Source organism: Musicola keenii (assembly GCF_014855505.1).
GTDB classification, from domain to species: Bacteria; Pseudomonadota; Gammaproteobacteria; order Enterobacterales; family Enterobacteriaceae; genus Musicola; species Musicola paradisiaca.
On record NZ_JAAWVW010000020.1, the window covers coordinates 55,190 to 68,213 of the forward strand.

Consider the following 13,024-nt stretch of genomic DNA (forward strand, 5'->3'; position numbering starts at 1 on the left):
GCAGGCAACGGGTTCTCCCGATCAAAAATCCCTGCTATGGTGCAGGCTGCACTAGGTTAAGGCTTTTAGGCGATGACAAAACACCCCACCACCGCCATCACCCAGATTGGCGATGCATTAACGGCACGGATTCGTCAGGGCGAGTTCGCCAGCGGCCGCCTGCCGTCCGAGCGGACGCTCAGCGAGCAGTTTTCCACCACACGCATTACCCTGCGCGAAGCTCTGACGTTGATGGAGTCCCAGGGCATCATCTACCGCGAACTGCGGCGCGGCTGGTTCATCTCGCCGCCGCGGCTTAGCTATAATCCGCTGCACAGAAGTCACTTTCATGAAATGGCGGAAAAGCAGGGGCGTCAGGCGCAGACCGACGTGCTGGACGCGGGCGAGATGCCGGCCAGCGCCGCCATTGCCCGCCACCTGGAGCTGGAAGAAGGGACGGAAATTTATTGCATCCGCCGTCTGCGTCGCCTTGATGGGCGTGCGGTGTTGTATGTGGAGCACTATCTCAATCCGGCCTATTTTCCGGATCTGCTGAATGGCGACCTCACCCAGTCGCTCACCAATTACTACCTGTCGCAATACGGCATTCGCTACGGGCGAGTGCGTTTTACTATGCTGCCCACCCCGTTGCCCGTCGTCGCCGCGCCGGTACTGAAGCTGGCGCCCGGCAGCCCGGCGCTGTTCATTACCCGTATCAACCGCGATCAGTACGATCGCATCATCGATTGTGACTGCGAATACTGGCGTTATGATGCGCTGTATGTGGATGTGGAGGCTTGAATCGAAACCATGACGCTCTCCCCAAAACCGGCAAATCACGTTACTATGTCGCCCCTTTATTGTTAGCCAGCCGTGAGTCCGTATCGCCATGAATCCAACGCCAACCATCCCCGACGGCACGCCCCCTTTCTGGCGCGGCCGCTTTTCCGTCGCCCCTATGCTGGATTGGACCGATCGCCACTGCCGATACTTCCATCGGTTGTTGAGCCACAACGCACTGCTCTACACCGAGATGGTCACTACCGGCGCCATCCTTCACGGTCGAGGCGATTATCTGGCTTACAACGAAGAGGAACATCCGCTGGCGTTACAGTTAGGCGGCAGCGATCCGCAGGCGCTGGCGCAGTGCGCCGAGATAGCGGAACAGCGCGGCTATGACGAAATCAACCTCAACGTCGGCTGCCCATCCGACCGAGTACAAAACGGCCGCTTCGGCGCCTGCCTGATGGCGGAAGCGGAGCTGGTGGCGGACTGCGTGGACGCGATGCGTGGACGGGTTCGCCTTCCGGTCACTGTCAAAACCCGCATCGGTATCGATGATCAGGACAGTTACGATTTCCTGTGCGCTTTTATCCGCACAGTAGCAGAACGCGGCGGCTGCGATACTTTTATCGTCCATGCCCGCAAAGCCTGGCTGTCCGGCCTCAGTCCCAAAGAAAACCGCGAGATTCCGCCGCTGGACTACCCGCGCGTTTATCAGCTAAAGCGCGATTTCCCCGCGCTGACCATCGCCATCAACGGCGGCATCAAAACGCTGGAACAAGCGCAACAGCATTTGCAGCACCTCGATGGCGTCATGGTCGGCCGCGAAGCCTATCAAAATCCCGGCTTGCTGGCGCAGGTTGACAGCCGACTGTTCGGCGTTACCACGTCCGCCCCTGATCTGTTCGCCGTCGTCGACGCCATGTATCCGTATATCGAGCGCGAACTGAGCCGGGGCGCACAGCTCGGCCATATCACCCGTCATATGCTGGGCCTGTTTCAGGGCCTACCCGGCGCACGCCAGTGGCGCCGCTTCCTGAGTGAAAACGCCCACCGTCCCGGCGCCGATATTTCCGTCGTGGAACAGGCGCTGACCCGGGTGCAACGACCATAACCGTTATTGCCAACTGTTGGTGATTTTCGCCACTTCCTGGTCAGGCACTTAGATTATCTGGCTTTAAAATCAATAAATTAGCCAAAGCATGAACTGGCACGCTTCTTGTTAACTGTCTAATAGAGGGTGGCACAACGCCGCCCGGCACACGCCACAGGAGCCTGCCATGTTTGAAATTCTGTTCGTTATCGGATTTTTTGTCGTACTGGTCATCACTGGCATTTCGCTGCTGGGGGTGATAGTGGCGCTGGCGATAGCCACGGCAGCTATGCTGTTGGGAGGATTTGTCGCTCTGGTCTTCAAACTACTCCCCTGGCTGTTGCTGGCGTTGGCGGTGGCCTGGATTTGGCGAGCGACGCAACAACCGACCGACCGCTACCACAGATAACCGAACATCCTGTGGTAAATCACGCCATTGGCTGCACAGTGTTTGGTCTGAATACCGAAACTGTGCGCCAGTAAAGATTTTTTTCTTCAGTAGGCTGTTATTCTCGACGGGAATCAATGGTACGACGTTGATTCCCTCTATGATTTCATCAATACCACGGAATAAAAACAACGTCATACAATGACAACGTCCATGGTGTTCAACCGCTGTACCCTACAATACGGCCGATGAAAATACCGCTGTAGCAACGCCTCCCGTCAGGGAGGCGTTTGTTTTTTACAGCCCTGGAATCAACAGGCTGGAACCGTGCGTTTGGCGGCTTTCCAAGGCCTGGTGGGCAGCTTGCGCGTCTTCCAGCGCAAATTTCTGGCTATCCGGCACCTCTACGTTGATCGCACCGCTGGCGATCAGCGCGAACAGCTCTTTGCTGGCTTGTTCCAACTCCTGACGGTTAGTGATATAGCTGAACAATGACGGCCGGGTCACGTAGAGTGACCCTTTCTGATTCAAGATCCCCAAATTCACGCCCGTTACCGGCCCGGAGGCATTACCGAAGCTGACCATCAGCCCGCGGCGTTTCAGGCAGTTCAACGACGCCTCCCAGGTATCCTTACCGACCGAGTCATACACTACTGACACCTTTTCTTCGTGGGTCAGCTCCAGTACACGCTGGGCAATATCTTCAGTACGGTAATTGATGGTCGCCCAGGCACCGGCTTGCCGGGCTATTTCTGCTTTACCGGCCGTACCGACGGAACCGATCAGTTTTGCGCCCAGCGCTCTTGCCCACTGGCAGGCAATCAGCCCGACGCCCCCGGCTGCGGCATGAAACAGAAACGTCTCGCCCGGCTTGATTTCATACGTCTGACGCAACAGGTAGTACACCGTCAACCCTTTCAGAAACGAAGCCGCCGCCTGTTCAAAGCTGATATCGTCCGGCAGTAACGCCACTTTCTCTTCCGGCACGTTATGCCGTTCACTGTAAGCCCCCAATGCAGACTGGGCATAAACCACGCGGTCGCCCACCTTCACATGTTTGACGCTAGCCCCCACCTTGATCACGACCCCGGCAGCCTCAGTGCCCAGCCCCGAAGGCAATGATGGCGGGGAATAGAGACCGGAACGGAAATAGGTGTCGATATAATTGATGCCGATAGCACGGTTTTCCACCTGGACTTCATTCAGGCTGGGGTCGCGTGGCGTAAAGTCCACATATTCCAATACCCCCGGGCCGCCGTGCGCGCTGAACTGAATACGCTTGGCCATGCTTTTCTCCTCATTATTCTCATCTTGAGCTGGTGGTTATCGTTACCAGGCTCGGTGTCATTCATATACAATGCCCACACCTCAAAAGGTAAATCAACCAGTAAAAGAACAGGTTTCATGGCAGAAAAAAAACCAACCAATAAACCGGCGGATACCCGGGATCGTCAACTCGAAGGGTTAAAACTTCCCCCTCATTCACTGGAGGCGGAACAGTCGGTATTGGGGGGACTGATGCTCGATAACGAGCGCTGGGACAATGTCGCCGAGCGCGTTGTCGCCGCAGACTTCTTCAACCGCGCCCATCGCTTGATCTTCAACGAAATGCAGCGTCTGCTGGAGATGAGCAAACCCATCGACCTGATCACGCTGTCAGAGTCATTAGAACAGAAGGGGGAACTGGACTCTGCCGGCGGTTTCGCCTATCTGGCTGAATTAGCGAAGAATACCCCCAGCGCGGCCAATATCGGCGCGTATGCCGATATCGTGCGGGAACGCGCAGTGGTGCGAGAGATGATCGCCGTTGCCAATGAAATTGCCGACGCCGGTTACGATCCGCAGGGGCGTAGCAGCGAAGACCTCCTTGATCTGGCTGAATCCCGCGTATTCCAGATCGCCGAAAATCGCGCCAGCAAAGATGAAGGGCCAAAAAGCATCGACCGTATCCTGGAAGATACCGTCTCCCGCATCGAACAGCTTTATCAGCGCCCGCATGATGGCGTGACCGGCGTCTCCAGCGGTTATCAGGATCTGGACAAAAAGACCGCCGGACTGCAGAAATCGGATTTAATCATTGTGGCGGCACGTCCCTCCATGGGGAAAACCACCTTCGCCATGAACCTGTGCGAAAACGCCGCCATGACCCAGGAAAAACCGGTGCTGATCTTCAGCCTGGAAATGCCCGGCGAACAGATCATGATGCGTATGCTGGCCTCGCTCTCGCGCGTGGATCAGACCCGCATCCGTACCGGCCAGCTCGACGACGAAGACTGGGCGCGCATTTCCAGCACCATGGGGTTGCTGCTGGAAAAACGCAATATGTACATCGACGACTCCTCCGGCCTGACGCCGACCGAAGTACGCTCCCGCGCGCGCCGCGTTTTCCGTGAAAACGACGGCCTGAGCCTGATCATGATCGACTACCTGCAATTGATGCGGGTACCGTCGCTGTCAGACAACCGTACGCTGGAAATCGCTGAAATCTCTCGTTCGCTCAAAGCGTTGGCAAAAGAATTGCAAGTGCCTGTCATCGCGCTGTCCCAGCTCAACCGCAGCCTGGAACAGCGTGCAGATAAACGTCCGGTCAACTCGGATCTGCGTGAATCCGGCTCTATTGAGCAGGACGCCGACCTGATCATGTTTATCTACCGTGATGAGGTTTATCACGAGAACAGCGATCTGAAAGGCATCGCTGAAATCATTATAGGGAAACAGCGTAACGGGCCGATTGGCACAGTACGCCTGACCTTTAACGGGCAGTGGTCGCGCTTCGATAACTATGCCGGCCCACAATACGATGATGAATAAACGCATTAAGGATTAAGAATGAAAACGGCAACCGCCGTCGTCGATCGCAGCGCTTTGCGCCATAATCTGCAGCTCATCCGACAGATGGCGCCGCAAAGCCGCCTGATCGCCATAGTGAAAGCCAACGCCTACGGGCACGGTGCGCTGGAAGCCGCCCGTGTCTTCTCCGACGCCGACGGTTACGGCGTATCCCGTCTCAGCGAAGCCCTCGCCTTGCGCGCCGGCGGCATCACCAAGCCCATTCTACTGTTGGAAGGTTTCTTCTCCACCGACGAGCTGCCGTTACTGGCTGAACACCAGCTGGAAACCGCAGTCCACTGCGTGGAACAACTGGCCGCATTGGAACAGGCAACGCTGCCGCATCCGCTAAAAGTGTGGATGAAACTGGATACCGGTATGCATCGCCTCGGCGTATTGCCGGCACACGCCGAGGCCTTCTATGCCCGTCTGAGCAGCTGCGCGAATGTCGTGCAGCCGGTGAACGTGATGAGCCACTTTTGCCGTGCCGACGAACCGGAGCTCGACACGACCCGACGCCAGCTCGACTGTTTCGACGCTTTCACGCGCGGTAAACCAGGCGCCCAATCCATCGCGGCGTCCGGCGGCATCCTGCTGTGGCCGGAAGCGCACCGCGACCAGATTCGCCCCGGCATCATTCTGTACGGTGTGTCGCCGTTGGGGCACGGCGACGCCGGGCAATGGCAGCTCAAACCCGCCATGACGCTGACCTCTCACCTGATCGCCGTGCGTGAACACCATGCCGGCGAACCGGTCGGATACGGCAGTACCTGGAGCAGCACGCGCGACACCCGACTGGGCGTCGTGGCCATGGGCTATGGCGACGGCTACCCCCGCGGTGCCCGCAGTGGTACGCCAGTGTGGATTAACGGCCGTGAAGTCCCGCTGGTCGGCCGGGTGTCGATGGATATGCTTACCGTCGATCTGGGGCCAGACGCCGGCGATCGGGTCGGTGACGAAGTGATCCTATGGGGCGGCCCGCTACCAGTGGAAAACGTGGCGGCACACAACGACATCAGCGCCTATGAGCTGATCACTCGTCTGACCGCCCGCACCCGGGTGGAATATATCGGCTGACGCTTCTCCATCGACAAAAAAACCCGGTCGAGCCTACGCTCCACCGGGTTTTTTTATTCTCTCGATACAGCAATGGCGTCAGTTATTACACCATCACCTAGCGAATCATTTGTACAGTTCGGCTACGCCACGCAGCTGTTCGCTACCGGTCGCAGAGATAATGCGATAAGACTTGGCGCCGGCCGCATCGGCCTGAACAGCCAGTTGGGACTGCAATTCTCCCAAACTGCGGGCGGATGCGGAAACGGTACCGACGCGATTTGCCTGAGCGCTCTGGACTTCTGTCGCGGCCAGCGTAGTGAAAGACAGGGTAGACAGGACAACCGCAGCAGCAACTAATTTGATAGAGTTCATGATTTTTTCCTTCACTTCTCGTTTATAAGGAGGCGTGATTGCCTTCGATGTGAAGAAGAATAGCGCTATGACAGCGTTGTTAAAATCTAGTTAATTTGCCGCATGAACTCAAAAAAATTGAATAAAAAAAGGCACCAAAAGATAAGTAAAAGCTATCCAATGGTGCGCAATGACGGTTGATTATCCCAAAATATACCGTTAACTATATTTCTTTACATCGATTTACGATGTAAAAATCGAATTTTATTCAGATAGAGCGATCCATTGCGAAATTATATTCCGATACTCTCCGTTCGACTTGGATAAATGTAGCCATTGATCCACATACAGCTTCCAGTTCATGTCGTCGCGCGGCAGCATGTAGGCTTTCTCACCATATTGCAGCGGCGAGGACGGGTTGACTGCGCACAACTGCGGGTAGCGTTTCTGCTGGAACAACGCTTCTGATGCATCGGTAATCATCACGTCCGCCTGCTTGTCCACCAGTTGCTGGAAAATCGTCACATTGTCATGCAGCATCAGGTGAGCATTAGGCAAATAGGCGTGGACAAAAGCCTCGTTGGTGCCACCTGCCGGCTCAATCACCCGCACCGACGGCTGATTAACCTGCGCCACTGTCCGGTACTTATCTTTATCTTCACAACGCACCAGAGGGATTTTGCCATCCACGTCTAACGTGCTGGAGAAAAAGGCTTTTTTCTGACGCTCCAGCGTCACGGAAATCCCACCCATGGCGATATCGCACTTTCCGGACTGAAAATCCGGCATCAGGGTCTTCCAGCTGGTTTTTACCCACGCCACGTTGACTCCCAGGCTTTTCGCCAGGGATCGTGCCATAGAAATATCGATCCCTTCGTAATCACCATCGGCACGCTGCGACGTATACGGCTTATAGTCGCCGGTGGTACACACTTTCAGTACCCCCTGTTCCTGTACCTGATCAAGATGAGATGCGGCGTTGGCACTGCCGGCTCCTCCCAATAACAAAATGAATAAAAAATGTTTTCTCATCATAAGATCCTTGTCATTAACGCCAGCCCGGCAAAAGCGTCACTGTAGCATGTCCCTTCCTGCCCCGGCACGGCTTAAGAGCGCCGGATAATATCGTCTGTCATCCAGGCGGCGATAAAGATTAATAGACTGAATATGTTGGAAATATCCCCCGACGCACCGCTCACGAACCACGCGAATTTATCGCTGCCATCGTTTAGTCCGTGCATGTAATGACTGAATATTGCATGCCCTCTTTCTGCCCTCCTGATAACGCATCGAAACACGCCCAAAGTGTGCAAGTGTTCGCTTTCGCGTCATCAACGTCTTTCGCAAGAAAGCTCGCCACAGGCTTCCGACAGCCCCAAAAGCTGCTAGTCTGTAGCCTTTGTTTTTTCCTTAGCCGGGTAATGGACATGTACAACATCGACGATTTTGATCTAAAAATTCTTATGCTATTACAGGCAAATGGGCGCTTAACGAATCAGGAACTCAGCGCCTTGGTGGGGTTGTCCGCCTCACAGTGTTCACGCCGCCGCATCGCGCTGGAGCAAGCGCAGTTGATCCTCGGCTATCACGCGCGTTTAGCGCCGGACGCCGTCGGCCTCGAAGTGCTGGGGCTAATAGAAGTTCGTCTCATCAATCATACGCAGGAGTGCGTGGATGGGTTCCATCAGATGCTGGGGCAGGAAAGTGCGATTATCGACGCATATAAAACCACCGGTGATGCGGATTACCTGCTGAAAGTCGCGGTGGCTGACCTACATGGACTGAGCGCGCTTATCAGCCAGATTCTGGCGCGTAACAAAAGCGTGGCGCACCTGAAAACATCGGTAGTGCTGAACCGGCTGAAAGAGAATGGTCTGATGATGCCGATGTCCAGCACGCTCTGATTCAGTGCATGAATTGCCTCATGATGGTGCACATCACAACATGATGCACGCATGTTATGAATAAAAATCACATGAATCAGTCCAAAAAACACAAAAATATGCGTATTCCGTGCAATTAAATGTTCGCAATGTTTCAATAAGTTAGCGTTATCTCTGATTAAAAAACGAGAAGACCCGCGTTGGGTTCAACCCAGCTGGTGCGCTTTTTGCTTGAAAACACAGGTGTTCTTCGATGTTGAGTGTTTTTTTCATGGATAACGTTATCTCCACAGACAATATTTCCCACACACGGCTGGAAGATGCTCTGGCGCTGTTGATCGGTACGTTGATGGTGTCATTCGGCGTGGTCATGCTTAAACAGTCGGGTGCGCTGACCGGCGGCACGGCAGGCATGGCGTTTTTGCTGCATTACGTTACGCACGTTTCATTCGGCGCCGCCTTCTTCCTGATAAACCTGCCATTCTATTATCTGGCCATCCGCCGCATGGGTTGGCCATTCACCCTTAAAACCTTCTGCGCCGTAGGCATGGTGTCATTGTTTTCCGATCTGCACCCAATGTTTGTCCACATGGATCGTCTGCAACCCGTCTACGCCACGTTGTTCGGGAACATCATCATGGGCCTGGGGTTCATCGTGCTGTTTCGTCACCGCGCCAGCCTGGGCGGTGTGAACATTTTGGCGCTTTACTTACAGGATAAAAGCGGAATTCGCGCCGGAAAACTGATGATGGCGGTAGATGTAACCATTGTGTTGGCTTCCTTGTTCGTGGTAAGCATACCGATGCTGATCGCTTCCGTGTTAGGCGCCGCCGTGCTGAACCTGATTATCGCCATGAATCACCGCCCCGGACGTTACACCGCGTAAAGCGATCGCCCGTGCGAACAGCCCATTACTTTATATCTCAGGAGAGTCAAGATCGTGTTCCAGAATGTCGAAGCCTATGCCGGCGACCCTATCCTGTCCCTGATGGAGAAATTCAAACAGGACCCGCGTACCGACAAGGTTAACCTCAGCATCGGGCTGTATTACGACGGGCAAGGCGTTATTCCGCAGTTGCAGGCCGTTGCGGCCGCAGAAGCGCAAATGCAGGCCGAACCACATCACGCCTCGGTCTATCTACCGATGGAAGGGTTGCAAAGCTACCGCAACGCGATCCAGCACCTGCTATTCGGTGAACACCACCCGGCGCTGACCGCAGGACGCATCGCCTCCATTCAGACGTTGGGCGGCTCCGGCGCGTTGAAAATAGGTGCTGACTTCCTCAAACGTTATTTCCCGGATTCCGAGGTATGGGTGAGCGACCCAACCTGGGAAAACCACATTGCGATTTTTGCCGGCGCCGGTTTCAAGGTGCATACCTATCCTTATTTCGACGCCCAAACGCTGGGAGTGAATATCGAAGGGATGATCGACGCACTCCGGCAGTTGCCGACGCGCAGCATCGTGCTGCTGCATCCGTGCTGCCATAATCCGACCGGCTCCGACTTGACCCATGCCGAGTGGGATCGCGTCATTGAAGTGCTGATTAGCCGCGAACTGATCCCATTCCTGGATATCGCCTACCAGGGTTTCGGCGGCGGTATGGATGATGATGCTTATGCCATCCGCGCCATCGCTGGCTCAGGCTTGCCGGCATTGGTCAGCAACTCGTTTTCCAAGATTTTCTCGCTGTATGGCGAGCGCGTTGGTGGGTTATCCGTCGTGTGCGAAGACAGCGATGCCGCCGCCCGCGTACTGGGCCAATTGAAGGCTACCGTGCGCCGGAACTACTCCAGCCCGCCGAACTTCGGGGCACAGATTGTATCGCGGGTACTGAACGACGCGGCACTCAACGCCAGTTGGAAAGCGGAAGTCGAAGCCATGCGAGTACGCATCCAGGAAATGCGCCAAACGCTGGTTAACACATTGAAAAAGGCCTTGCCGGAACGTAATTTCGATTATCTGTTGACCCAGCGCGGCATGTTCAGCTATACCGGCTTCAGCCCGGAGCAGGTCGATCGCCTGCGTGAAGAGTTCGGCGTTTATCTGATTGCCAGCGGCCGGGTCTGCATGGCGGGTCTGAATCACGACAACGTTCAGCGCGTCGCCGACGCTTTCGCTGCTGTACAGTAATTTCGTTGGTCAATCCTCGTCCCCCGCCGGTTTCTGGTCGGGGGATTTTTTTGCCTTTGTACTCTCTCCCATCGATCCTTCTGGCGTTGCTACGCTGCTGAGTTGGCAGTTTAGAAAGAGAACGTCTTCAGGTAGTTTGTCAGCATTATGTTCACTGCCGCATAAGCAATTTAGAACGGTCGAAGTAAAGATCGGAGGCGACTCGCGCGGATGGGCAGGTTAAAGCGTTTAAATCGACACAGGCGCAATATGAGAATATTGAGACCGCTCTGGCGGCTTGCAACGCGTCAACCTGAAGCAGGCTGAAAATGGGGCCTTGCGGCCCCGTCAGGATTTAAAACGACGTCCAGTCGTTGGCATCTGATGCAGATGTGCGTTTTTCCCTAAACGACGCCGACGGCGTCGCCAGTAATACCTGCGGCGCTGGCTGATACGTCTGCGGCTGGCGTTTCTCGCCTTGTTCCATCAAGCGAAATGCGCTGACAGCTTCCGACAACATCGCTGCCTGCGATTGGAGGGAAACCGCCGCCGACGCCGATTCCTCCACCAGCGCGGCGTTTTGCTGCGTGGTGGCGTCAATCTGCCCGACTGCCAGATTGACCTGGTTGATACCATCACTTTGTTCGTGGCTGGCCTGAGAAATCTCGTTGATAATGCTATGTACATCATGCACATAGCCGGATAGCCCTGCCATCGACTCTTCCGCTGTATCGACCAACTGCATCCCTTCCTGAATCTTGCTGACGGAGTCGTCAATCAATTCCTTAATCTCTTTGGCGGCGGTCGCGCTACGCTGCGCCAGCGAGCGCACCTCGCCAGCGACCACGGCGAAACCACGCCCTTGTTCGCCGGCACGCGCCGCTTCCACCGCCGCGTTCAACGCCAATATATTGGTCTGAAACGCAATCCCATCAATCACGCCGATAATCTCCGCCATACGCTGCGATGCATCGCGGATCCCCCGCATTTTATGGGTTACAGCCGACATCACTTCACCGCTGTGCTTCGCAGATGTCGACGCACGATCAGCAATAGACGTCGCCTGCTGAGTGTTTTCCGCCGTGTTTTTGATGGTGGAGGCCAGTTCCTCCATTGAAGACGCCGTCTGTTCCAGCGATCTGGCCTGCTCTTCAGTACGGGATGACAAATCCTGATTACCCGCCGCAATCTGCGACGCAGCGGAGGAAATAGCCTCGGCGCCGTCACGAACCTGGCCGACGATCTGACGCAGGCTGTCATTCATATGATTAAGCGCCTGTAACAGCCGCCCAGTTTCATCCTTGCGGCGGGTATCGATACGAGAGGTTAAATCCCCTTTCGCCACGCGATCCGCCACCTGCAATGCCTGATTAATCGGCGACGTTACGCTGCGGGTTATCGCCCAGGCGATCCACGCGCCAAACACAAATCCCCCGCCCAACATAGCCAGCAACACCAGACGGATATTGTTGTAAGACACAGCCATCGTATCGACCGTGTTCACCATTTTCTGGTTCTGATGCTCAACCAATTGGTGCAGCGCCTGGCTGTAATCCCGCTGAATCGGGCCGAGACGATCGGTAAACTCGCTCAACGCCTCCTCCCATCTGTTGGTTTTTATCAGCGATATCATGCGTTGTCCGGACGCCAGAAATAACTCTCGAACGTGGTGAATATCCCCGAGGATCTTCTTCGCCTGGCTATCGTTCTGGGCGTCGGCCGCCTTTTCCAACTTATCGAGCAACCGACTGATTTCTTTGGAAATAGGTGGTATCTGATTAATAACGGCACTGATCTTGTCGTCGCCATTCACCAGCAACAAACTCTGGAACACCCGCACGCCGTCATTGACGTTATTGATAAGAGCATTGGCATCCACCGTTTGGGGATAAATTTCCTTTACTATATCTTTGGTATTCTCATGAAAGCTGGACAGCTTCATCATGGAAAGCACACCAACAACAAACAGCATAATCGCCAGGGTGGAAAATCCAGCCCCTAATCGATAACCAATCCGCCAGTCAGATAATCGCATATTTAGGTTCCTTACCCCATCTTAAGAATAAAACTCCAATGAAGAACGATTTTTGCAGGAGATAACAGAGATAAATCCGCAAAGATACAGAGTAATATTTTATCGTTATGCCGCATTGCTATCAGCAATGTAACGTAGCCGGAAAATACCTTTATTGTCGAGTCACTGCGGAATCGCCGACGCCAGCGCGTCAGGCGAACAACACTGTCATTCCACTGTGTCGAAAATAAGGCATACAAAAATAAGGAGATAAATGCCGAACAATCTCCTCACTTCCCATGTATCTTCCGTTTACAGTATCAGTCTGCCCACTCCTGGCAATATTATCGGTTAATCGATGTGTCATCTTGATTATTCTATTGTTCAGTAACGTTTAAAAAACAAACAATAAAAACGAAAAGCTATCAATAGACAATTTATCTATCGGTCACAGCTACCGACATTGATCATTTTATGATTTAAAATCAAATAGATAATTATGATATGCGTTTCATAATGCAGTGTTGACTAT

Annotated in this window: 12 protein-coding genes; 8 read left to right on the plus strand and 4 right to left on the minus strand. The window is 54.4% G+C overall.

Annotation, left to right across the window (positions count from 1 at the left end; genetic code table 11):
• The first annotated feature begins 72 nt into the window (after nucleotides 1-72).
• The 3 genes from HEP82_RS17010 to pspG all read left to right on the plus strand — a co-directional run bounded on the left by HEP82_RS17010 (nucleotide 73) and on the right by pspG (nucleotide 2,264).
• On the plus strand, nucleotides 73-780 hold the full coding sequence (locus HEP82_RS17010; RefSeq protein WP_192459171.1) for a UTRA domain-containing protein: 708 nt from the start codon (nucleotides 73-75) through the stop codon (nucleotides 778-780).
• Between the two features lie 88 nt (nucleotides 781-868).
• Complete coding sequence (gene dusA, locus HEP82_RS17015) at nucleotides 869-1,876, plus strand: tRNA dihydrouridine(20/20a) synthase DusA (protein ID WP_192459172.1); 1,008 nt, start codon at nucleotides 869-871, stop codon at nucleotides 1,874-1,876.
• A gap of 166 nt (nucleotides 1,877-2,042) precedes the next feature.
• Nucleotides 2,043-2,264 carry an envelope stress response protein PspG gene (gene pspG, locus HEP82_RS17020; protein ID WP_192459173.1) on the plus strand — a complete coding sequence of 74 codons (222 nt, stop codon included), beginning with the start codon at nucleotides 2,043-2,045 and terminating at the stop codon, nucleotides 2,262-2,264.
• A 276-nt stretch (nucleotides 2,265-2,540) separates the two neighbouring features.
• Here the strand turns inward: pspG and HEP82_RS17025 are convergent, their stop codons facing one another.
• Nucleotides 2,541-3,530 (minus strand): quinone oxidoreductase, encoded by a 990-nt coding sequence (locus HEP82_RS17025; protein WP_192459174.1) that lies wholly within the window; start codon nucleotides 3,528-3,530, stop codon nucleotides 2,541-2,543.
• Between the two features lie 117 nt (nucleotides 3,531-3,647).
• On the opposite strand from HEP82_RS17025, the gene dnaB reads away from it, so the two are divergent.
• A complete protein-coding gene (dnaB, locus tag HEP82_RS17030; protein ID WP_012764371.1) occupies nucleotides 3,648-5,054 on the plus strand; it encodes a replicative DNA helicase in 1,407 nt (468 codons plus the stop codon).
• Between the two features lie 18 nt (nucleotides 5,055-5,072).
• Nucleotides 5,073-6,149, plus strand: a complete 1,077-nt coding sequence (gene alr, locus HEP82_RS17035; protein ID WP_192459175.1) for an alanine racemase — start codon at nucleotides 5,073-5,075, stop codon at nucleotides 6,147-6,149.
• A gap of 105 nt (nucleotides 6,150-6,254) precedes the next feature.
• Here alr and bhsA read toward each other — a convergent pair whose 3' ends face one another.
• Nucleotides 6,255-6,503 (minus strand): multiple stress resistance protein BhsA, encoded by a 249-nt coding sequence (gene bhsA / locus HEP82_RS17040; RefSeq protein WP_192459176.1) that lies wholly within the window; start codon nucleotides 6,501-6,503, stop codon nucleotides 6,255-6,257.
• Nucleotides 6,504-6,746: 243 nt separating this feature from the next.
• Nucleotides 6,747-7,514 (minus strand): transporter substrate-binding domain-containing protein, encoded by a 768-nt coding sequence (locus HEP82_RS17045; RefSeq protein ID WP_192459181.1) that lies wholly within the window; start codon nucleotides 7,512-7,514, stop codon nucleotides 6,747-6,749.
• Between the two features lie 395 nt (nucleotides 7,515-7,909).
• Here HEP82_RS17045 and HEP82_RS17050 point away from each other — a divergent pair, with 395 nt between their 5' ends.
• From HEP82_RS17050 to HEP82_RS17060, 3 genes are all read left to right on the plus strand, one after another.
• Complete coding sequence (locus HEP82_RS17050; protein WP_192459177.1) at nucleotides 7,910-8,386, plus strand: Lrp/AsnC family transcriptional regulator; 477 nt, start codon at nucleotides 7,910-7,912, stop codon at nucleotides 8,384-8,386.
• 250 nt (nucleotides 8,387-8,636) lie between these two features.
• Nucleotides 8,637-9,251, plus strand: a complete 615-nt coding sequence (locus HEP82_RS17055; protein ID WP_012764366.1) for a YitT family protein — start codon at nucleotides 8,637-8,639, stop codon at nucleotides 9,249-9,251.
• Between the two features lie 54 nt (nucleotides 9,252-9,305).
• The gene (locus HEP82_RS17060; RefSeq protein WP_192459178.1) at nucleotides 9,306-10,499 is read left to right on the plus strand and encodes an amino acid aminotransferase; all 1,194 of its coding nucleotides are present in this window, start codon (nucleotides 9,306-9,308) and stop codon (nucleotides 10,497-10,499) included.
• 334 nt (nucleotides 10,500-10,833) lie between these two features.
• Here the strand turns inward: HEP82_RS17060 and HEP82_RS17065 are convergent, their stop codons facing one another.
• Nucleotides 10,834-12,513 carry a methyl-accepting chemotaxis protein gene (locus HEP82_RS17065; protein ID WP_192459179.1) on the minus strand — a complete coding sequence of 560 codons (1,680 nt, stop codon included), beginning with the start codon at nucleotides 12,511-12,513 and terminating at the stop codon, nucleotides 10,834-10,836.
• Nucleotides 12,514-13,024: the final 511 nt, after the last annotated feature.